Below are 22,282 nucleotides of genomic sequence, written 5' to 3'. Positions count from 1 at the left end.
TCTGGCTATGCTTAGCTTCAAAGAAATTATTTCTGTCACCCTGATTCTGTTCTCGGTGATCGACATTGTCGGGTCGTTACCGGTCATTATCGACCTGCGCAAGAAAGTGGGTAAGATCGAATCGGAGCAGGCAACCATTGCCTCCGGCGCGCTCATGGTCTCGTTTCTGTTCGTGGGCGAGCGAATCCTGAAGCTTTTCGGTGTCGATGTCGCGTCGTTTGCTGTGGCCGGGGGGCTAATCATTTTTCTGATCGGGCTCGAAATGATTCTGGGGCGTACCATCTTCAAGTCGGAAGTGGAGTCGGGCGGGGCGGCTCACATTGTGCCCATTGCCTTTCCGCTTATCGCGGGCGCCGGCACCCTGACCACCATTATCTCGCTGCGGGCCGAGTACCAGACGCTCAACATCATCGCGGGCATCGTGATCAACCTGGTGCTGATCTATATCGTGCTTAAATCATCGGAGTGGCTCGAAGCGCGGATGGGCCCCGGCGGACTGGCCATTCTGCGGAAGATTTTTGGGATTATCCTGCTGGCTATTTCCATCAAGCTCATCAAAACAAACCTGATTGCCGGGTTCTGACCGGCCGTTTTCCGGCGGTGGTGCGCCCACGGGCCCAACCGACCGGCACCAATCGTTAGTAGTTCGTTTCATACCCGTTTATACCCATGCAGTCTCCCGATTCGCTCAACCAGGTTGCGGCCTTTCACCGCACGTTTCACGCCCCCGTTCTCGATACGCCCCAGATACCCGACGCGGCCCGCGCCCAGCTGCGCGTAGCCCTGCTGGCCGAAGAGCTCGATGAGTTTCGGGAGGCTATTGCAGCCAACGACCTGGTGGCAGCTGCCGATGCTCTCTGCGATCTGCAGTACGTACTGTCGGGGGCAGTGCTCGAGTTTGGTCTGGGCGATACCTTCAAAACGCTGTTCGACGAGGTGCAGCGTTCCAACATGAGCAAAGCCTGCCTGACCATCGACGAGGCCGAAGCAACCGTGGCCCTCTACCAGGGCAAGGGCGTTCCGTGCCACTACGTCGAATCGGCGGGTACCTACCTCGTGTTTCGCGACGCCGACCGAAAAACCCTGAAAAGCGTTAACTATTCGCCAGCCGATCTGGCGGGTATTCTGGAACCTCTTCGTTAAGTAATCCTATGCAGGCCTATTCGTTCTCCGTTGTTGACCGGTTTCTGCGCTACGTGCAGATCGACACGCAGTCTGACCCCCAGTCGGTCGCTAACCCCAGTACCGAAAAGCAGAAAAATCTCAGCCGCCTGCTGGTTGCCGAACTGCAGGCGCTGGGTATTGCCGATGCCGAACTCGACGAGTGGGGCTACGTGTATGCGACCATTCCGGCCAACACCGATAAACCCAATGTGCCCACGCTGTGCTTCTGCTCGCACGTCGATACGTCGCCCGATGTGACGGGGGCGGGGGTGAAGCCGCTGATTCATCGCCACTACGACGGCACCGATCTGGTGCTGCCCGACCGGAGCAGCCCCGACGAACCCCCTGTGGTGATCCGGGCGGCCGAGCATCCTGATCTGGCGCAGCAACTGGGCAACGACATCATTACGGCCAGCGGTACGACCCTGCTGGGCGCCGACAACAAAGCCGGGCTGGCCGAAATCATGGATGCGGCCCAGTACCTGCTGACGCATCCGGAGGTAAAACACGGCCGCATCCGGCTGCTCTTCACCCCCGACGAAGAAGTGGGCCGGGGTACCGAAAAGGTCGACATGGCCCGACTGGGTGCCGACTACGGCTACACCATCGACGGCGAATCGCTGGGTACGCTCGAAGACGAAACGTTTTCGGCCGATGGCGTGTCGATTCAGATTCGGGGCGTCAGCACCCACCCCGGCTTCGCGAAGGGCAAACTCGAAAACGCGCTCAAGATCGCGGCCGATCTGCTGGCCGCCCTGCCTAAGCAGCATCTGTCGCCCGAAACCACCGACGAAAAAGAAGGCTTCGTGCATCCGACCCGGCTGGAGGGCAATCAGGATCAGGCCGTGGTCGACTTTATTATCCGTGACTTCACCGAAGCCGGGCTGCACGAGAAAGAAACATACCTCCAGAATCAGCTCGACACGGTGCTGAAAAACTACCCGGGTTCGTCGGCTACGCTCACCGTGAAGCAGCAGTACCGCAACATGAAGGAAGTGCTCGATCAGCACCCCGCCGTGGTCGACAATGCGCTCGAAGCCATCCGGCGGTCGGGACTGTCGGCGCGGCAGCGCAGCATACGGGGCGGTACCGATGGGTCGCGGCTGTCGTTTATGGGGCTGCCCTGCCCGAATATTTTTGCCGGCGAACACGCGTTCCATTCGCGGCAGGAGTGGGTCTCGGTGCAGGATATGCAGAAAGCCGTCGAGGTAATCGTCAACGTGGTGCAAGTCTGGGAAGAACGCAGCTAGCCACAGGGTCAGCCGGCAAAACAATCGGGAAAAGGGTTGGGTTGAACAGATAGATCAATCCAACTCAACCCGCTTATGGAAACGACCGTACTGGCCAACCCGCCCCAAACGACGCTGGCTACACCCTACGACGTGACGGCCGACGTGGCCGGCATCAAGACCCTCTTTGTCAACGTATATTTTGTCGGTACGCCCGGCCCCGGCAACCCCTGGGTGCTGGTCGACACCGGTTTTGCTGGCTTTGCCGGTGCGGTCAGAGACCGGGCGGCCGAGCTTTTCGGAGCCGGCACCCAACCCCGCGCCATCGTGCTGACCCACGGCCACGCCGATCATACCGGGAACCTCAAAACGCTGCTCGAAGACTGGCCCGTACCGGTCTATGCCCATCGACTCGAAACGCCCTTTCTGCAGGGCCTGTCGAGCTATCCGCCACCCGACCCGGCCATTGGCGGGGGCGGCATGTCGTACATGTCGTGGGTGTTCCCGATTGGGCCCGACGACTTTGGCAATGCCATCACCTATATCAAGGGGGGCGACGTAATTCCCGAACTGCCCGACTGGCAGGTGGTCGAAACGCCGGGCCATGCGCCGGGCCACATCTCGCTGTTCCGCGCGTCGGACCGCACATTGCTGGCCGGCGATGCCTTCGTGACAACCAACCAGAACGAATTAAGCGCGGTGGCCACGCAGCGCGAGGAATTCCACGGCCCACCGGCTTATTTCACCTGCGACTGGACAGCGGCCCGCGACTCGGTAAAAGCCCTGCATAAGCTGAAACCAGCCGCCGTTGGCACTGGCCACGGTGTTGCTGTACGGGGGCAGGCGCTGGCCGATGGCCTGCAGGATCTGGTCAGTCGGTTCAACGAGTTGTCGATTCCATCGATGGAAGGCCGTTATGTGAAGCAGCCCGCCATTACCGACGAGTCGGGCATTGTGTCGATGCCGGTACCGGTATCGTTTCACGCGAGTCGGGCCATTGGTATTGGTGTGGTGCTGGGGCTGGTTGGCCTTGCGCTCTGGAGCCGCCGACGGTCGTAGCCGAATTACGGTCGAAATGTTGGCCCCGCCCCGGCCGGTTGTTCCCCCAGGGAGCCGCTGACCGGGGCGGGGCCGTTTTTGATTCAGAGCCCGGGAACGCCCCGGCAGGATTGTCCCGAACAAGCCCGAAAAGCCGTTACTTTGTAGTCGGACAGATTGCCGGCGGCCCCATGGGCGCCTGCCTGTTCGGTTCATCTTTTATCGAATCGGGGTTCTCATGGCTCAGAAAAAGCCAAAATTTTATGTGGTCTGGAAGGGCCATAAGCCAGGGGTGTACGACACCTGGGACGAAGCCAAACGCCAGACGGATGGCTTTGCCGGGCCGCTCTTTAAATCGTTCGACAGCAAGCCACAGGCCCTGAAGGCGTTTAAAGACAAACCCCACCTGCACATTGGCCAGACTACCAAACCGGCTCCGCAGGGCAAACTGACCGAGCTGGTGGGCCAGCCCATTCAGGATAGTCTGGTGGTCGATGCAGCCTGGAATACGGCTACCGGCGATATGGAATACCAGGGCATTTACCTGGCTACCCGGCAAAAACTGTTTCTGAAAGGGCCCTATCCCGATGGTACCAACAACATCGGTGAGTTTCTGGCCATTGTGCACGCGCTGGCGCTGCTGCATCAGAAAAACAGCAACATTCCCGTTTACTCCGATTCGCGCACCGCTATCGGCTGGGTGCAGAAAAAGAAAGCCAATACCAAACTCGAAGAAACCGAGCGCAACGCCGAACTGTTCGAGCTGATCGACCGGGCCGAGGCCTGGCTGCAAACGCACCGCTACGGCAATAAGGTGCTGAAGTGGGAAACAACCGTCTGGGGCGAAAATCCGGCGGATTTTGGTCGTAAATAATGTTCCGCTTCAAGCAGTTTACCATCCGGCAGGAGCGGGCCGCTATGAAGGTCTGCACCGACGCCTGTGTGCTGGGCGCCTGGGCCGATGTGGGCATGGGCGGGCGTTTGCTCGATATTGGTACCGGCACGGGTCTGCTGGCCCTGATGGCGGCCCAGCGTAACCCTACCGCCCGGATCGATGCCGTCGAGATCGATGCCGATGCAGCCGCCCAGGCCGCCGACAACGTGGTCGCCAGCCCCTTTGCCGATCGGGTGCAGGTGCATCATCAGGCGATTCAGGCATTTACGGCCGCGCCCTACGACCGCATACTGACCAACCCCCCGTTTTATACCGACCATCTGCGCTCGCCCGATGCGGCTGTCAACCGGGCGCTGCATACCGACGAGCTGCCGTTCAGTGACCTGCTGTCGGGCGTCAGCCGGCTACTGGCGCCCGATGGGCGGTGGTGGGTACTGTTGCCTCCCTACGAGATGGGCCGGCTGACCGGGCAGGCAGCTGCGCACGGGCTCTACCCGATCCAGACGCTTACCCTGCGCCACCGGGCGCAAAAGCCGGTATTTCGGCATCTAACGGGCTTCGCTGCCGCGCCCGCCGAGGCCAGCACGACCGAACTGCTGATTCATGAGGCCGACGGACGTACCTATACCGATGCGTTCTGGGCGCTGCTGCGCGACTTTTATCTCATATTCTAAAACTGTTTCCGACCTTTACAGCGAATTGATCGGGGAATGATCTTGTTTTACCCAAAAACGATACCCCGGCGCTAGTAACTCCATGACCGAATCACTGCAATTAACCGTTCTGATCCCCCTGTTCAACGAAGACGAGTCGCTGCCCGAACTGCACGACTGGATCGTCCGGGTGGTGACCGAACAGCGCTATAGCTACGAGATCCTGTTCGTCGACGATGGCAGTTCCGACACCTCCTGGTCGGTGGTGGAGGGGCTGGCCCGGCGCAATCCAAACGTACGCGGGGTGCGTTTCAACCGGAACTACGGTAAAACGGCGGCTCTGCAAACCGGTTTTCAGGCCGCGCGCGGTCAGGTCGTTATTACGATGGATGCCGACCTGCAGGATAGCCCCGACGAGATTCCGGAACTGTACCGCATGATTACGCAGGACGGCTATGACCTGGTGTCGGGTTGGAAACAGAAGCGCTACGATCCTATTACCAAGACCCTGCCCACCAAGCTGTTCAACGCCGTATCGCGCTGGATTTCGGGCGTGCAGCTGCACGATTTCAACTGTGGTCTGAAGGCCTACCGGCAGCGCGTGGTCAAAGTGATTGCGCCCACGCTCTACGGCGACATGCACCGCAACCTGCCCATTGTGGCCAACTGGAACGGGTTTGGGCGGATTGGCGAGAAGGTGGTGCAGCACCGCGCACGCAAATACGGCTCGACCAAGTTTGGGCTGGAGCGGTTTGTCAACGGGTTTCTGGATGTGCTGGTGATTGCGTTCGTACACCGGTTCAGCAAGCGGCCCATGCACTTTTTTGGAACCATGGGTACGCTTTCTTTCTTCGTGGGGTCGCTGCTGGCCATCTGGCTCATTGCCGAGAAGCTGATCAACATTGCCAACGGCGAGCGTTACCGCAACGCTACGGATAACCCACTGTTTTTCATTGGCTTAGTCGCTATTATTCTGGGTGTACAGCTGTTTCTGGCGGGTTTCCTCGCCGAAATGCTGGTTCGGCAAACCCACGACAAGGCGGGCGAATCGACTATTGCTGAGCGGGTTGGCTTTTCTGAAATGCGGTCCGTTTAAACAGAAAACCGCGCTGAGCCAATTTCGCGTTGTATCTTTGTGTATCGATAGGGGCATTCCGCCCGCCTTTGCCGCGCCCATTGGGCTATTTTACGGCAAAAGCGGACGGAATGCCTGTTTTACAGACCTAGTAACATTGATTAATACAGTTTTTTCTTTAAATCGTATGCAGGCTTATTTAGACGCAACCTCTCCTGATACAATGCCGAAAACCCCCGCTAAAGCACACCCCTGGCATGGCATTTCGCCAGGTGAAGAAGCTCCCGATATCATCACGGCTTTCATCGAGATCGTACCAACCGACACGGTGAAGTATGAAATCGACAAAGAATCGGGTTACCTCAAAATCGACCGTCCGCAGCAATACTCCAATATCATTCCGGCACTCTACGGCTTCGTGCCCCGCACCTACTGCGGTGATGGCATCGCGCAGCTGGCATCGGAGCGCTCGGGTACAACCATTGCCGAAGGTGATGGCGACCCGCTCGATATCTGCGTACTGACCGAACGCGAAATCACCCACGGCGACATTCTGCTGAAAGCCATTCCCATCGGTGGTTTCCGCCTGATCGACAAGGGTGAAGCCGACGATAAAATCATTGCCGTGCTCAAAGGCGACGCTATGTACGGTCATTTCCGTGAGCTGGCCGAACTGCCCGAAGGAGTCGTCAAACGGCTTCGCCACTACTTCCTGACCTACAAGAACCTGCCCGGTGAACCTGCCGTGATGGAACTGGCCAATATCTACGGTCGGGAAGAAGCCTGCGAAGTGATCCGCACGTCGATGAGTGATTACGACAAGCTCGAACTCTAGGCAGATACTGCTTACCGAATAAAAAAGCGGCCTGATGAGAACATCCGGCCGCTTTTTTTTGGGGTAGGGAGACTAGCTGGTGTACAGCTTTCGAATCACATCCTGCTGGGTCCGGACAAACAGCTGCCGGTCGGGTGTCTGGCTCAGCAGCGTGCCCGGCGGATAGACGTTATGCTGGGCGTAGCTGTTGGCGTATAGCTCAGTCCGTAGCTGCGCCAGGGTATTGCCCGTACCGGGTCGCTGCCGAAATTCACGCAGGGCCGCCAGGTCGATATCGGCATGGGCGCTGAGGCTTTCGCCGTAGCTGGTTTCGGCCAGTACCAGGCCTCTGGGATCGATGATCTTTGAACTGCCACCGCCCATGGGCAACGTACCGGTGGTGCCGGCCGAATTAGCCGATACCACGTAGGCCATGTTCTCGGCCGCGCGTGCCAGCTTGGCTACCGAACGTGGGGTTGGCAGCGGGCTGCCCGTATCGGCCGTCGAATGCAGCAGTACTTCGGCCCCGCGCAGGCTCAAACAGCGCGCTACTTCGGGATAGAGGATATCGTCGGCGGCTACACAGGCAAGCGTACCGATATTCGTTTTGGCCACCGGAAACAGCGAATCATAGCCGTAGGCATCCAGATACAGCTCCCACACATCGTGGGGAGTTGGTATGTAGGTGGCGTTTAGCCGGCGGTAGCGCAGCAGCACATCGCCACTGGGGCCCATCAGAAAGCTTGTCTGGAAAAACAGCTCGGGGAAAAAGGTGTCCTGTTCGTAAACGTTGCCGGCGAAGTAGAGCTGGTGCCGCTGTACGACCGTGCTGAGGGCTTCGTAGATGCGTCCGTCAATTTCCAGCGCGGCTTTATCGCGCCATTGTTCTACCGTTTCGTCGGCGGGTAAGCCGGTCAGAAACGCTTCGGGCACCACCACCAGCAGCGTATCGCGCCCGATGTGATTCAGCGTAGCGCCTAATTGCTGATCGAGCCGGTCGATCGTTTGAAGCATAACGGCTTCAGCGTCCTCGCGGGTGGCGAGGCTGGTAACGGCGGGGGTGGTAACCTGCAGGGCAAGTGCCTTATATGCCATGTTGATGGGAACTAAAAGCGGCCTGAAACCGCTGAGTTACGGGGGGAATGTCGGCCAAAAATAGCGTTTTCGCGCACAATCGCCATTGCCCGCTTTTAAACAAATTGTTGCCTTACTGACTTGTTCCACCAGCATAAGTCACACCCATCCATACGCCTGGCCCAGCGCCGGGCCCTGAACCATTGCTCGAATGACTGTCGACGTACTGGCCATTGCGGCCCACCCCGATGATATTGAAATGACCTGTGGCGGCACCATTCTGTCGCTCATTGCCCAGGGCCGCACCGTGGCTGGCGTCGACCTGACGCGGGGGGAGCTGGGTACGCGGGGCACCCCCGAAATCCGGTTGCAGGAAGCCGCCGAAGGAGCGCGGCTGATGCAGCTTTCGGCCCGCGAGAATATGGGGTTTCGGGATGCCTTTTTCCGCAACGATGAGGAGCACCAGCTGGCGCTGATTCCCATCATCCGGCAGTATCGCCCCAGGATCGTGCTGACCAATACCGTCGATGATCGGCACCCCGATCATGGCCGGGCGGCCGAACTGGTTGTACAGGCCTGTTTCTACGCCGGGCTGCGGCAGATCAAAACGGTTGGGAAAGACGGACAGCCGCAGGAAGCGCACCGCCCCGATTTTATCTACCACTTTATCCAGGACCGGTCGCTGACGCCTGATTTTGTGGTCGACATTACGCCCTACTGGTCGGGCAAGATTGCGGCCATCAAAGCGTACAAAAGCCAGTTTTTCAACCCCGACAGCACTGAGCCGCAAAGTTATATCTCGGGCGAGCCCTTCATGAAGTTTCTGGAAGCCCGCACCCGCGAGCATGGTCACATGATCGGCGCCGAATTCGGCGAAGGCTTCATCAGCAAGCGTATGCTGGGCGTCGACGATATGTTCAGCCTCCGCTAGGGCCACTCCATACAGCAACGGCCATCCAATCCAGTCAGACTGGGTCGGATGGCCGCTTGGTTTGTAGCCGCTTTGCCGATGCCGTTACAGCTGCATCACCCGACGCACTTCGTCGAGCCATTCGCTGCGGCCGAAGCAGGTCCAGTGTGTATCGCCCCGCTCATAGGTAGGCTGGCTGGCCGCCCGGTAACGGCTGTAGATATCGATCACGGGCACGCGCAGGGCCGGATGCTGCTGTACGCGCTCGATGAGGTGATTATAAACACCCCGGTTTGGCTCCAGTATAGTGGCTTTGTTGGGAATGATAGACAGGTAAACCGCATCGAATCCCTGCTGTTTGTAGTGCTCGGCTACGGCATTCACGCGGGCGACCAGCGCCGTTACTTCACTATCGGGCAGGGTCGAGTATGACGACTGGCGCCTGGTGGTGTCGGTGTCGCTGGCCAGAAAAATATGCTTCCGGTCGCGCGATACGCCAACCCCCGTACTGTAGCGGTCGAACCAGCGCTCGGTCAGGGACGCCTTGATTTCTTTAAAGGCAAAGGCCCAGTCATTGCTGAACAGCAGCGACTCCAGCCGCTCTTCCACATCGGACCGGTGAAACTCCTCCGACAGCGTCTGAAGAACCGGCTTTCGGTACGTCTGACTGGTATCGGCAACAATAGTAAGTTCGTTGATAGGCCGCTCGAAATGGTCGCGGAAGTGTCGCTCCACCGTTTCGATCAGCAACACGTTACGCTGCGCCGTGTCGAGCCTGGCCTGCTGCGGGAAATCCCACTTGATACGCTGGTAGTGCCGCACCCGAAAGTCGGACCGGCCCAGCCGCTCGGCTTCGGAGAAGCTGTCGCCAATCAGGTATAGATCGGTGCGGGCCGTGTCGCTGGCCCGGTTGGCCGGGGGACAGCTCACCCGCGGTGTTTTAAACTGGGGCAGGGGCGCAATTCGGTACAAATCGCCGTAGCGGTAGTCGTCGGACACCAGCCCGGCTGCATAGAGCCAGTGCCCCACCGTCGACGACAAGCCGCCGGCCCAGAACAGGGCCGCCACGATCAGAACACTATAACGCAAATAACGCATGGACAAAAAAGCAAAAGAGCCGGTGGCCTTGGCCTACCGCATCCGGATACTGAATAACTGCACGGCTTTCTGAGCCGCGCTGAGGACGTAAAGTTCGTTTGTTTGGGCGTCGAATTGGAGCGCTACCGGAAAATTACCCGGTATGGGCCGGTCACCGATGATGCGTCCGTTGAGGTCGTAGAGTGTTGTAAACTCACCCGACTGCACACTCACCAGTTCGATGCCCGCGCCAAGCCGGTGATAACGCACCGTGTGCTGGCCGGGTTGCAGGGCCCGGACATCGAATCGCTGCTGCCCTTTCTGATCCAGAATGGCGGCTTCGGTGTCGGTACTGCGCAGCAGCAGCCAGTTGGTCTGGGCTTCATCGGGAAAGAGTCGGAAAACGCCACTGCGGATGGGCCGGTAAAGCTGCGTGCGACCAACAATCTGCCCCGCTGTCGAAATGCGGATGAGCTGGCCTTCATCGGTAATGGTCAATAGCTGAGTCTGACCCGTGGGCAGCAGGGCCGGGCCAACCAGCTTTACTTCCGGATCTTCCTCGGTTCGACGCTGAATCTGCACCGGAAAGTGGGGGAACTGACTGCCGTTTTCCTGCCAGTAGTTGATGGTGCCATTTTGCTGGGCGGCCAGAACGGTGATGCCGGTGGGTGTAGTCCGTACCTGCAGGGGTAGCTGCAGCGCGCCTTTGTGGCGGGGCGACATGATCCGGACAAACGACTGCCGTTGCCGGTCCAGCGCATAAACAGATCCATCGGTATGAACGGCCAGTGCCAGCCAGTTGCGCTGCAGGGTACCCTGCGGACGTGTCAGGTAGGTGGGGTCTAAGCCGGCCGGCAGCCGGATAGAGCGCAGGGCCGTTGCGCGTGGGCCGGGGTCGGCCACGTAGAGCGTCTGGTCGGTCATGAACAGATACTGGAGCCGGCCATTGTTCAGGAAGTCGACGGCCAGCGCATTGCTGCGGATAGGCCCGTCGAGTGTAGCCTGCGGCATCTGTTCACCATCGGGCGTCGTGAACACCAGTTGGCCACCACCCGTCTGGGCATAAAACTGGGTCAGCCCTTCGATCAAACTACCCGTTACGACCGGCGCCGACACGAGTGGCGCACCGAACTCGATTTTCTTCTGCAACAGCAGGCGGTTCAGTACTGCCTTGCTTGCCTGCCGGGTGGTGCGGCCCAGCACCAGCGTCGACAGAATGTTGTCGTTGCCGTAGCTGGCCTGATAAGCCATGTTTTCGAGGTTGGCAAACGACGATTCGGCCCCGTCGGGTGTCTGGTGGTCGAGCAGGTTTTGCCAGGCAGGGGGCCAGCTGGCCGTTACAACGGGTTGCGCCCGGTCGGTAGCCAGTCGGTTGAGCCGCACAAACGCGGTAAAATTGGCCGGGCGCAGGGTGGTGCCCAGCAGATCGACCTGCCGGTCGTCGGCTGCCCAGACGGCTCCGCGCTGCACCTGCTGCAGATAATCCTGCATGACGGCTTCGCTGTTGGTGACAACCAGCGACGTGCCGTGCTGGGTAATCCAGCTTTGCGGAAAACCGGCAAACAGCCGGCTGAAGAGCGAGGCCGGCAGCTCGGGCACGTCGAGCCGAAGAATCTTGTGGCCCAGAAACGACTTCGGTGTCAGGGCGCCCCGGGCACCCGCCAGAAAGGCGGCTTCCTGGTAGGCTGCCGACAGGGTTTTCAGGGTCTGGGGGCTACCGGCATTCAGGATCAGCACCTGCTGGTCGGTACCACTCGACGATTCGAGCCGGCACAGCAGCAGATCGGCTCCCATGGCCCGGTAAAACGGTACCGTGGCCGACTTGATCTGGTTGAACCGGTCGCGCAGGAAATCGCCCGATGCCGAACTGAGCAGCTGGCTCATGGAACGACCGAATCGAACCGGATCGGTGATGCCGATGTGGTAGAGCGTGGCGGTGGTTTGCGGAATCAGGGCGGCACTCTGAATCCGGCGGGGCGTTTGTCCCTCGAAGAGTGTAGCCACATCGCGCCGGTTGCCAATGGCATCGGCAGCGTAGCCGATCAGGTGTGTGCGCGAGGCCGAAGGGCGGAATACGAGGTCAATGGTTTCGGGTAGAAAAATCCGGACCAGCGAACCCGTTTTGTCGAAGAGCGACTGCAGAATCTCGGGTCGAATCGACAGGCCTGCCCAGTGGTCGGCATCGACCTGAAAAGTGGGTTCGGGCTGGGGCAGGGCCAGGGGCTGATGCAGCCGGGCGGCCACGTTTTCCATCAGGATCCCCGACGGGCTAACCACCAGAAAATCGTCGGTAACAATAAACGACCCCAGCTGCTCGCCCGACCGGGAGACCAGATCCAGAATTTTCTCGGAGCGGAACGTGTGGTTCAGAATCCGGTGGAAGCGGGGATCCGGATTGGTCAGTTTGGTCAGAAACGCCTGATCGCTGCTGCCAACGGGAATGTAGATAATGTAGTCGAGGGTAGTTTTGCTGATGGTGTGCAGCGAATAGCGCACGTTTTTGCCCTTGATGAATGCCTGCGCCGTGGCCGAATCGGTGGCGGCATACAGAAACGCGTCGAGTCGTTGCCGGGCTTCGGCAAAGATGGGCAGCTGCTGCAGCGAAATTTCGGTGCGCAGCGTTTGCGCCGATACGGTGTCCTGAAGCCGGTCGGAAGCCAGCACGAGCAAAGCGCCCGAGGGCATGAGCGAGCCGATCAGCCGGCCGGGCGGATGCATCTGCCGATAGCCGAGCCAGCCGGCCAGGGCTACCACAACCAGACCAATACCAATCAGGACACGTCGGTTCATACAGGTGGTTTACGGTTTAACGTATACGGTTTACAGTGTTCAGCTGGATCGGGGTAAACATACCCGCCCGAAACTGAAAACTGTAAACCGTATGCTATAAACCCGATTTTTACTTACCCCACATGGCATTAGCCGTTTCGGGGAAGGGCAGGGTCAGTTCAGGAACGCCCAGGGCCACTTTGTTGGCCCATTCGACCCCCTGCATCAGGGAGTGATCCTGGTTGCTGACCTCGTATTTCCAGGCACCAAACCGCCCGCGCGACGAGATGCCAAACGGCTCCAGTTTGGGCAGCACGGCTTTCAGAATGCCATCGCGCTCAACCGACGGAGTTGGATACCCGTAGTCGAACGCCATGTGGAACGTCGATATCACATCGTCGGCCGATTCGATCAGCTGATCTTCGATCAGCGCCCGAATGGTGTCGGCAACCAGCGTTTCGCGGTTGACCGGTTTAGCCGACGATTCGCTCGTTTCGGTCATCAGCGACCAGTTCTGCGTGATGTCGGGTACGTTGTTGGGGCTATAGTTCGAGAAAACCGTAACGCGATAGTAGGGGCTGTTGTACTCGGGGAAGTACATCCAGCACATGGTTTCGAGACTTGGCTTTGGCTTGCCTTTGAGCCCAATACCGACCACATTGGTCGACGAGTGCTTGAGCCCCTGCGCTTTCTGCACGGTTTCGGCATCGAGCCCTTCGACGCGCTGCGTGAAGAGGTCGAGCGGTACGGTGCTCATCAGGTGGTCGTACTCGATGGTTTCGCCATCGGCCAGCACAATTTTCTTCTCGGGCCCGATTACCTTCTCAACCGTTGCGTTGAGTTTGATGTACTCGTGGCCGACCAGGTTACCCACGGCTTCCCAGATGCCGCCCGTGCCGCCCTGTTTGGGGAACTTGAACGTACTGTTGGGACCCCACGAAAAATCGTCCTGGTTGAAGATGATATTTTTCGTGACGCGCTGCAGGTCGGTAACGGCTACACGCTCACCCACCCAAACGGCGTTCATATCTTCCGGCGGGTAAGCCCACACCTTGAAGTTGTAAGGGAACATGAACGTATCGGCCAGCCCCTGCCCAAACGTCGCCAGAATCCACTCGCGGAAATTGGCGGGTTTCTGGGTAGTCGGATGCTTATAATTCTGGATAATGCCTTCGAGGCATTTCCACATCGTATCGGGCGTGAGGTACTTGATGTTGTTCTGAAACGGATATGGAACAAACCGATTCTCGATCCAGACCCACGATTCGCGCTGATGGCTCAGCCAGCCATCTTCGCCGAGGGCGGCAATCATTAAGTCATCGAAATACTTGTAGTGCGAAAACTGCACGTGTCCGCCAACGTCCCAGGTAAATCCTTTCTCGTCGACAAAGCTTTTGGAGAGGCCACCAATCCGATTTTCTTTTTCAAGAACGATGAAGTCGGTGATACCCAGTTCTTTAAGGCGGTAGGCCGCGCCAAGCCCCGTTGGTCCGGAGCCAATGATAACATACTTATACTTCATGGATTGAGGGATGTGTACCGTACTGCAGGTCATTCTGGTCTGCCGGTCTGTCTGGAAAACCAAAAAGTACGGTCGCCTGTTTTAAGCGGTTACGGCTTCGGGCTTCCGCAGCTCCTTTACTTTATCGCCCAGTTCGAACCGAAACTGAGCCAGCTCCTTGAAACTCTGCATGCAGACTTTAAGCAGCTTCCATTTCAGAATGGATACGGTGCCGGTCTGCCGTTCTTTATGCGTGATGGGCAGGTCGAACGTGTTGTAGCCCGCTTTCTTGGCCATAACGGCCAGAAAAATATTGGGGGCAAATGGGGTCGGGGTGGGCAGCTGGGCCAGCAGTTTTTTCAGGAAACTACCCCGAATCAGCCGGAACGGGATATTGCTGTCCATGATATACGTGCCGTAGATGGCGGCAATGCTCATCCGCAGAATACGGGTGATGACCAGGCGGGCGGGCGCATCGAAACGCTCTTCGCGATACCCCAGAATAAAGGGTGAATCGTTACGTTTTGCCCAGAGCCGGTCGAAATCGTCGGCAACGAACTGGTCGTCGCTGTCGGTCTGAAACACATACTGCGAATCGAGGGCAACCGCCTGCCGATACCCATTGACCACTGCATTGCCGTGACCGCCGTTGGGTTGGTGGACTACCACCAGCCGGGGGTAGCGCCCTTTGATTTCGTCAAGAATAGCACCGGTGCGGTCGCGCGATCCATCGTTGACAACAATAAGACGGGTCTCATCGGCTGGGAACTGACGGGCTAATAAATCCGTCCACTGCTTAACAACGACTTCGATTACTTCTTCTTCGTTGTAAGCTGGCATTACAATTGACAGCAGGAGGCTCATGCAGCGTATGTGTGTGATTCGATAGGGGTGGGCCGTTTGCCAGTCCACCCTGACGCCGGGCATGAAAAAGAGCCGCAACGTACGTCGGGTAATTGACTTACAAGGCGTATAACATCGCAAATATAAGGAATTGTTAGGCGTTTGTGCCGAAACTTCCCGTTAGCTTATCCACTGGGAATTGGCAGATAGGAGCAGGCTGGCCGGCACGCGCAGCAAGCCCGGAAAAGCTACCTTTGCGATGCTATCAACTTCACCGCAATTATGCACATACAAGTCAGAGGGCGGGTCTGGCTCGAAAGTCAGGAGCGCTTTTTCGGCATCGGCCGGCTCGAACTGCTCACCCACATTCAGCAGACAGGCTCAATCAACAAGGCTGCTAAGGCCATGAACATGTCGTACAAACGAGCTTGGGAAATGGTGCAGTCGATGAATGGTCAGGCCGATGCCCCCCTGGTCGTTACCCAGACCGGGGGCGAAAAAGGGGGCGGGGCCGTGGTGACGGATGAGGGCCTGCGGTACCTTACTTATTTTCAGGGACTGCAGGAGCGCTTTGCCCAGTTTCTGGCCAGTGAAGAAGCGCAGCTGCCCCGTTAATCAGAAAATCGCCGGTTTCTGAGCGTTCGGTTTTGAGAAACATAACGGGTCGTTATTTTTGATCGGAAATAACGACTGTTTATGCTTTATCCGCTACTCGTTGCCTGTATGGGTGTTCAGCCTGCCCCAGCCGACAGTCTGCCCGCCAGCCGGGCCGACTCGCTGCGGCAGGTGCAGCTGAGTGAGATCGTGGTGTCGGCCTCGCGGGTGCCCGAGCGGGTGCTGCGATCGGCGGTAAGCGTAGAGGTAATCAGCGCCCGGCAGATTCGGCAGTCGGCCCAGCCGTCGTATTTCGATGCTATCGAAAACCTCAAGGGGGTGCAGGTGCTGACGTCGAGTCTGGGGTTCAAGGTGTATAATACGCGCGGTTTCGCCAACACAACCAACGTGCGGTTTGTGCAGCTTGTCGACGGGCGCGACAACCAGGCTCCGCACATCGGCGCGCCCATCGCCAGTGCGCTGGGTCCGTCGGATCTGGACATGCAGCGCGTGGAGGTGGTGCCGGGAGTGGCCTCGGCCTTGTACGGTATGAATGCGCTCAATGGGCTCACCAACCTGATTACCCGCAATCCGTTCGAGTCGACCGGATTCAGCCTGAGCCAGAAAACCGGAGTCAACCACCTGGGCGATGCGCAGCAGTCGGCCCAGCTCTACAGCGAAACGAGTGTGCGCTACGCCCGGCGGCTAGGCAACCGGCTGGCGTTCAAAATCAACCTGGTGTATCAGCGCGGTTACGACTGGATTGCCGGCAACCCGCAGGATCTGAATCCGACAGCCAATGCCTCGCTCGGACTGCTGGGTGCCGACAACCCGGCCCAGGATCCCGTCAGTTCGTACGGCAACGAATCGGCCAACCGCCGGACCCTGACGCTGGGAGGCAAAAAATACGTGGTGGCCCGCACCGGCTATTACGAGGCCGATGCTACGGATTACCGACTGCGCAACCTGCGGGGCGATGTGTCCGTAAACTACCGGTTCTCGCCCACCACTGAGCTGGCCTATACCTACCAGGGTGCCACCCTCGATAACGTGTACCAGCGCACGAACCGATTCCGGCTCGACAACTACCGACTCGACCAGCACAGCCTCACGTTTACCTCGCCCTCGGTGCAGCTACGGGCTTATCGCACGAGCGAAAACACGGGTGATTCCTACAACATCCGCTCAATGGCCGAAAACATCGACAAGTCGTTCAAGGCCGATAATCAGTGGTTTGCCGATTTTGCCGGGCAGTTTCTGGCCAGCACCAGCGCCGACCGATCGGTTGCCGATGCCCTGCGCGACGCCCGCGCCCGCGCCGATCGGGGCCGGCCACAGCCCCATACGGCGGCCTATGAGGCTGAAATAGCCCGGTTACGCACCATCAACAACTGGGATATCGGGGCCGCTTTACAGGTGAAATCCTGGCTCTATCACGCCGAAGGTCAGTTCGAACCCACCCGGGCGCTGCTGCAGACATTCCGGCAGCAGACCGGCATCGACCTGCTGATGGGCTTCGACGTCCGGCGCTACGTGGTGTATCCCGACGGCAATTACTTCATCAATCCGACCGAACCGGGGCAGAATCTGATCTATGGCAAAACGGGGGGCTTCGTGCAGGCCAGTCGTTCGTTTGTCGACGAGCGGCTTAAACTGACGGCATCGGTACGCGTCGATAAGAATACGTATTTCGACGCCCGGCTGAATCCCCGCGTGGCGGCCGTTTATGCGCTGAGCCCCGAGCAGACCCTGCGGATTTCATACCAGAACGGGTACCGCTTTCCGTCGCTGTTCGAAGCGTTTTCCAACGTCAATTCGGGGGGCGTAAAGCGGGTCGGCGGGCTGCGTATCATGTCGCAGGGCATTTTTGAACAGTCGTATCTGCGCACGTCGATCGACGCGTTTCAGGCGGCCATCAATACCGATGTCAACACCAACCGGCTTACTACCGAACAGGCCATCCAGAAAAATAAAGGCTTGCTGAAAAGCAACCCCTACACCTACCTGAAGCCCGAGCAGGTCAATAGTCTGGAGATCGGTTATCGGGGACTGCTGGCCCGTAAGCGGCTGTATGTGGATGCCGATGCCTACTATACGATCTACCGCAACTTTATTGCGCAGGTCGAGGCCAACGTGCCCGCAGGACGCAACCCCGATTCACTCGTGTATTACCTGGCCGACCGCACGCAGCAGACGCGTTACCGGCTCTGGACCAACGCTAAAACAACGGTTTACAACTACGGTGTCAGCCTGGGGCTGCGCTACTCGTTCGATGGGGAGTGGGCCGTGGGGGGCAACGCATCGCTGGCGCGCCTGGCCCGCACCGCCAACAGCGACGGCCTGGAGGAGGCTTTCAATACCCCTCGCTGGATCACCAACGTATCGGTGTCGAATGCCAATCTGTGGCGGGGTGTGGGTGCAGCGCTGACCTACAAATACCAGGACGCTTTTCTTTGGCAGTCGTCGCTCGCAACGGGCACCGTGCCGGCCATTCATACGGTCGACGCGCAGCTGACTTACCGACTGCCCAAACAGGGGCTGGCGTTCAAGCTTGGCGGTACCAACCTCCTTAATCACTATTACTATACCTTTATCGGCGGACCGGCCGTGGGGGGCTTTTATTATACCGCGCTGACCTGGGAAACAGGCCGTTAAGTCGGGCGTGATGAGTCTGGCCCTGGCAATTTCGGCCCGGCGGGCGACAATTGGTGGTGTTTTCGTGTTGATACATCGACCCCATTGCTGGCAACTGCCACCGGTGGCTGACTGATACTATCATGGAAAAACAACCATTGCTCGAACCATATCAACTAGGGCCGATTCGGTTACCGAACCGGGTCGTTATGGCTCCCCTCACCCGTAGCCGCGCTACCAATCCGGCCCACGCGCCTACCGATCTGCACGTTACCTACTACACCCAGCGGAGCACTGCCGGCCTGATTATCACCGAAGGCACGCAGGTAAATCCACAGGGCGTGGGTGCGGTCGATACGCCGGGTATCTATACCGACGAGCAGGTAGCAGCCTGGCAGACCGTAACGTCGGCCGTACACGCAGCGGGCGGACATATCTTTTGCCAGCTCTGGCACGAAGGCCGGATGTCGCACCCCGATTTTCACAAGGGCGAATTGCCGGTAGCCCCGTCGGCCATCAATCCCAAGGTGAAAATCCGGACGCCGAATGGTAACACCGAAACCGTAACGCCCCGCGCCCTGACGGTCGATGAAATCCGGCAGACGGTGCAGGACTACCGCACGGCGGCTGCCAACGCGCTGAAGGCTGGTTTCGACGGTGTTGAAATTCACGCGTCGAACGGGTACCTGCTCCACCAGTTTTTTGTGGGGGCCTCGAACCAGCGCACCGACGAGTACGGCGGGTCGATCGAAAACCGGGCCCGGATTCTGTTCGACGTGCTCGACGCCGTGGGTGAGGTAATCGATTTTGAGCGGGTAGGAGTGCGGCTCAATCCCGACGCGCACAACCTGTTTGGCATGACAATCGACGAGCAGACGCGCCCGACGTTCGACTATATCGTGCACCGGCTGAATGATTACGGACTGGCTTATCTCCATCTGTCGGAGCCATTCACGCCCGTCGACGATGTGCCGCTGGCGATCAAACACATTGCGAAGCATTTCCGGCCGATTTACGCGGGTACGCTCATGACCAACAAGAGCTACACGCGCGAAACGGGTAACCAGATTATTGCCGATGGCTACGCGGATCTGGTTTCGTTTGGTATCCCGTACATTGCCAACCCTGACCTGGTAGCGCGGTTTGCGGCCGGTGCTCCGCTCAACGAAGCCGACCGGTCGACGTTCTACGGGGGTGAAGCCGCCGGTTACACCGACTATCCGTTTATGGCCACAGCCTCAGCGCAGTAGACGCCGACCCGGCCAACTATTGCCGGATCATAGGAGTAGCATCGGACCAGTTTTTCGTTTGGGTACTATACCTGAAACCGGAGACTATGTCTGTACCTACCCGACCTACTAGCTTACCTCTATCAGCGATATCGCCTACCGATCCGGCCGATGGCCCGGTGGGGCGGTATCGCTGGGTTATTGTTGGCCTGCTCTTTTTCGCCACAACGGTCAACTACCTCGACCGGCAGGTGATCAGTCTGCTCAAGCCTGTGCTGGAAAAAGAATTCAGCTGGACCGAGTCGGACTATGCCGGCATTGTGATGTCCTTTACGGCGGCCTATGGCCTCAGTACCCTGCTGGTTGGCTACATCATCGATCGGGTTGGCACCAAGCTGGGCTATGTCGGGGCCATTCTGGTCTGGAGTCTGGCGGCTATGGCCCATGCGCTGGCGGGGAGCACGGCCGGGTTTATGGTGGCGCGGGCCCTGCTTGGCATTGGCGAAGCGGGCAATTTTCCGGCTTCTATCAAAACCGTTGCCGAGTGGTTTCCAAAAAAAGAGCGGGCGCTGGCCGTGGGTATCTTCAACTCCGGGGCTAACATCGGTGCCGTTGCGGCTCCGGCCGTAGTTCCCTGGATTGCGCTGGTTGCCGGCTGGCAAATGGCGTTTATTGTGACAGGGGCGCTCGGCTTTGTCTGGATCGTTGCCTGGTGGCTTATGTATGAAGTGCCCGCCCGCCATCCGCGCCTGAGTGCTGCCGAACTGGCGTATATCAACCACGAGCCTGTTGCTGTCGGCGATGAGCCGGCCCCGGCGCTGCTGGCCGGTGAAACGGCTACCAAATACCCCATTTTTGCCAACCGCGCCATCTGGGGGTTCATGGGGGGCAAACTCCTGACCGATCCGATCTGGTGGTTTTTTCTGTTCTGGCTGCCCTCATACCTGTCCGACGTGTACCACCTCGACCTGAAAAAGCTGGGCCTGCCGCTGATTATGATTTACCTGGCGGCCACAGTTGGCAGCGTGGGCGGAGGCTGGCTCTCGTCGCAGCTTATTCGCAACGGCTGGCACCCGACCCGCGCCCGGCAGTATGCCATGCTGCTGTTTGCCATCTGCGTCGTGCCCGTTATGGTCATCAGCCAGGTCAGCAGCATGTGGATCGTGATTGCCATTCTGTCGCTGGCGGTGGCCGCACACCAAGCGTGGTCGGCCAATATTTTCACCGTGGCTGCCGATCAGTTTCCCAAGTTTGTGCTGAGTCGCGTGGTGGGGCTGGGTACGATGGCCGGCACCCTGGGCGGGGTGCTGTTCCCGATTCTGGTGGGTAAGCTGCTCGATCATTACAAACAGCTGGGGAGCCTGTCGGAAGGCTACTATCAGCTGTTCTACATTGCCGGCACCATGTATCTGATTGCCTGGCTGTTGCTCTATGTATTCGTGTTCCGGCACGTCAAACCAAACCGCACGGGCGCAGCACCGTCGCTCTAATCCTGTTGGGCCGCGCCGGCGCGGCCCAATCATTTTTCCTGTTATGATACAAACCATGCGCTGGTTCGGTCCGTCCGATCCAGTTTCACTGATGGCCCTCCGGCAGGCGGGCTGTACGGGGGTTGTCACGGCCCTGCACCAGATTCCGGTTGGTACCGAATGGTCGATAGCCGCCATTAACGAGCGGAAAGCCCTGATCGAAGCCGACAACGACCGTTATGTGCCCCTCCACTGGTCGGTTGTCGAGAGCCTGCCCGTCCACGAAGACATCAAAAAAGGGCGTCCTGCGCGCGATGGCTACATTCAGGCGTACAACGCATCGCTCCGCAACCTGGCTGCCTGCGGCATAACCACCGTGTGTTACAACTTTATGCCCGTGCTCGACTGGTCGCGTACGAACTTAAGTTATGAGATGCCCGATGGCTCGCGGGGGCTGCGGTTTGTGTGGGAAGATTTTGCCGTTTTCGATCTGCACATCCTGCAACGGCCCGGTGCCGAAGCCGACTACGAGCCGGCCGTGCGCGAAGCTGCCCGGCAGCGCCATGCCGCCATGGACACCGACGCGATTCAGGCACTGAGCGACATTGTGTTGCTGGGGCTGCCGGGGTCAGAAGAGCGATTTTCGTTTGCTTCGTTTCAGGCCGTCCTCGACGAATACGCCCAGATTGGCGACGCGCAGCTCCGCGAAAACCTGTATTATTTTATCCGGTCGGTGGCGCCGGTGGCCGAGGAACTGGGCATGCGACTGTGCATTCACCCCGACGATCCGCCGATGCCGCTGCTGGGACTGCCACGCGTGGTTAGTACCGAAGCCGATCTGCAGCGACTCCTGGATACCTGCGATGTGGCTGCCAACGGCATCACGTTCTGCACGGGTTCGCTGGGTGTTCGGCCCGACAACGATCTGCCGGGTATGATTCGGCGGTTTGGCCCGCGCATCCATTTCCTGCACCTGCGGGCTACCAAACGCGAGCCTGTAACAACGCCGGGGTCGTTGGTCTTCCACGAAGCCGACCACCTCACGGGCGATGTAGACATGTACGAGGTGGTGCGGGCGATTGTGGAGGAGGAGCAGCGCCGGGCTGATGCGGGCGTGGGCGAGCCGGCCATTCCGATGCGCCCCGACCACGGCCACCAGATGCTCGACGACCTCGACAAAAAAACGTACCCTGGCTACTCGGCCATTGGCCGGCTGCGGGGGCTGGCCGAAATCCGGGGCCTTGAACTGGGCATCCGGCGCAGCCTGATGGCCTGATTTAGTATTTTCTCATTCTCCCAGTATCAACCCGACGG

General features: G+C 58.9%; 19 protein-coding genes. 14 read left to right on the top strand and 5 right to left on the bottom strand.

The genetic code is table 11. The features are described 5' to 3' along the window. Positions 1-7 precede the first annotated feature (7 nt). From ACYVAC_RS14260 to ACYVAC_RS14225, 8 genes are all read left to right on the top strand, one after another. A complete protein-coding gene (locus ACYVAC_RS14260; protein WP_461098370.1) occupies positions 8-583 on the top strand; it encodes a MarC family protein in 576 nt (191 codons plus the stop codon). A gap of 86 nt (positions 584-669) precedes the next feature. Continuing rightward, positions 670-1,143 carry a pyrophosphohydrolase domain-containing protein gene (locus ACYVAC_RS14255; RefSeq protein WP_461098369.1) on the top strand — a complete coding sequence of 158 codons (474 nt, stop codon included), beginning with the start codon at positions 670-672 and terminating at the stop codon, positions 1,141-1,143. An 8-nt stretch (positions 1,144-1,151) separates the two neighbouring features. Next, entirely contained in the window at positions 1,152-2,414 is a 1,263-nt protein-coding gene (pepT, locus tag ACYVAC_RS14250; protein ID WP_461098368.1) for a peptidase T, read from the top strand. Positions 2,415-2,489: 75 nt separating this feature from the next. Then, entirely contained in the window at positions 2,490-3,452 is a 963-nt protein-coding gene (locus ACYVAC_RS14245) for an MBL fold metallo-hydrolase (RefSeq protein WP_461098367.1), read from the top strand. Between the two features lie 217 nt (positions 3,453-3,669). After that, complete coding sequence (locus tag ACYVAC_RS14240; protein WP_461098366.1) at positions 3,670-4,305, top strand: ribonuclease H1 domain-containing protein; 636 nt, start codon at positions 3,670-3,672, stop codon at positions 4,303-4,305. After that, positions 4,305-5,000 (top strand): tRNA1(Val) (adenine(37)-N6)-methyltransferase, encoded by a 696-nt coding sequence (locus ACYVAC_RS14235; protein ID WP_461098365.1) that lies wholly within the window; start codon positions 4,305-4,307, stop codon positions 4,998-5,000. The genes ACYVAC_RS14240 and ACYVAC_RS14235 overlap by 1 nt, the downstream gene beginning before the upstream one ends. Positions 5,001-5,082: 82 nt before the next feature. Beyond that, entirely contained in the window at positions 5,083-6,075 is a 993-nt protein-coding gene (locus tag ACYVAC_RS14230) for a glycosyltransferase family 2 protein (RefSeq protein WP_461098364.1), read from the top strand. A gap of 202 nt (positions 6,076-6,277) precedes the next feature. Then, positions 6,278-6,889, top strand: a complete 612-nt coding sequence (locus ACYVAC_RS14225; protein WP_461098363.1) for an inorganic pyrophosphatase — start codon at positions 6,278-6,280, stop codon at positions 6,887-6,889. Between the two features lie 72 nt (positions 6,890-6,961). On the opposite strand, the gene ACYVAC_RS14220 is transcribed toward ACYVAC_RS14225, so the two are convergent. Continuing rightward, positions 6,962-7,963 carry a nitrilase-related carbon-nitrogen hydrolase gene (locus ACYVAC_RS14220; protein ID WP_461098362.1) on the bottom strand — a complete coding sequence of 334 codons (1,002 nt, stop codon included), beginning with the start codon at positions 7,961-7,963 and terminating at the stop codon, positions 6,962-6,964. Positions 7,964-8,153: 190 nt separating this feature from the next. Here ACYVAC_RS14220 and bshB1 point away from each other — a divergent pair, with 190 nt between their 5' ends. Beyond that, positions 8,154-8,873: a bacillithiol biosynthesis deacetylase BshB1 gene (gene bshB1 / locus ACYVAC_RS14215; RefSeq protein WP_461098361.1), complete on the top strand. Its 720-nt coding sequence runs from the start codon at positions 8,154-8,156 to the stop codon at positions 8,871-8,873. Between the two features lie 84 nt (positions 8,874-8,957). On the opposite strand, the gene ACYVAC_RS14210 is transcribed toward bshB1, so the two are convergent. The 4 genes from ACYVAC_RS14210 to ACYVAC_RS14195 form a co-directional block, all read right to left on the bottom strand. Then, positions 8,958-9,950 (bottom strand): hypothetical protein, encoded by a 993-nt coding sequence (locus ACYVAC_RS14210; RefSeq protein WP_461098360.1) that lies wholly within the window; start codon positions 9,948-9,950, stop codon positions 8,958-8,960. 33 nt (positions 9,951-9,983) lie between these two features. Beyond that, positions 9,984-12,719, bottom strand: coding sequence for a hypothetical protein (locus ACYVAC_RS14205; protein WP_461098359.1), 2,736 nt, complete (start codon positions 12,717-12,719; stop codon positions 9,984-9,986). A 109-nt stretch (positions 12,720-12,828) separates the two neighbouring features. Further along, positions 12,829-14,220: a protoporphyrinogen/coproporphyrinogen oxidase gene (locus ACYVAC_RS14200; protein ID WP_461098358.1), complete on the bottom strand. Its 1,392-nt coding sequence runs from the start codon at positions 14,218-14,220 to the stop codon at positions 12,829-12,831. 81 nt (positions 14,221-14,301) lie between these two features. After that, on the bottom strand, positions 14,302-15,063 hold the full coding sequence (locus tag ACYVAC_RS14195; protein ID WP_461098357.1) for a glycosyltransferase family 2 protein: 762 nt from the start codon (positions 15,061-15,063) through the stop codon (positions 14,302-14,304). 261 nt (positions 15,064-15,324) lie between these two features. Here ACYVAC_RS14195 and ACYVAC_RS14190 point away from each other — a divergent pair, with 261 nt between their 5' ends. The 5 genes from ACYVAC_RS14190 (at position 15,325) to uxuA (ending at position 22,244) form a co-directional block, all read left to right on the top strand. Beyond that, a complete protein-coding gene (locus ACYVAC_RS14190; RefSeq protein WP_461098356.1) occupies positions 15,325-15,657 on the top strand; it encodes a winged helix-turn-helix domain-containing protein in 333 nt (110 codons plus the stop codon). A gap of 81 nt (positions 15,658-15,738) precedes the next feature. Next, positions 15,739-18,291: a TonB-dependent receptor gene (locus tag ACYVAC_RS14185; RefSeq protein ID WP_461098355.1), complete on the top strand. Its 2,553-nt coding sequence runs from the start codon at positions 15,739-15,741 to the stop codon at positions 18,289-18,291. Positions 18,292-18,413: 122 nt separating this feature from the next. After that, positions 18,414-19,520: an alkene reductase gene (locus tag ACYVAC_RS14180; protein ID WP_461098354.1), complete on the top strand. Its 1,107-nt coding sequence runs from the start codon at positions 18,414-18,416 to the stop codon at positions 19,518-19,520. 86 nt (positions 19,521-19,606) lie between these two features. Further along, positions 19,607-20,989: an MFS transporter gene (locus ACYVAC_RS14175; protein ID WP_461098353.1), complete on the top strand. Its 1,383-nt coding sequence runs from the start codon at positions 19,607-19,609 to the stop codon at positions 20,987-20,989. Positions 20,990-21,032: 43 nt separating this feature from the next. Next, positions 21,033-22,244, top strand: a complete 1,212-nt coding sequence (uxuA, locus tag ACYVAC_RS14170) for a mannonate dehydratase (protein WP_461098352.1) — start codon at positions 21,033-21,035, stop codon at positions 22,242-22,244. Positions 22,245-22,282 lie beyond the last annotated feature (38 nt).

It is taken from the genome of Spirosoma luteolum, assembly GCF_054778875.1.
This window is presented reverse-complemented; position numbering and strand designations above follow the sequence as displayed.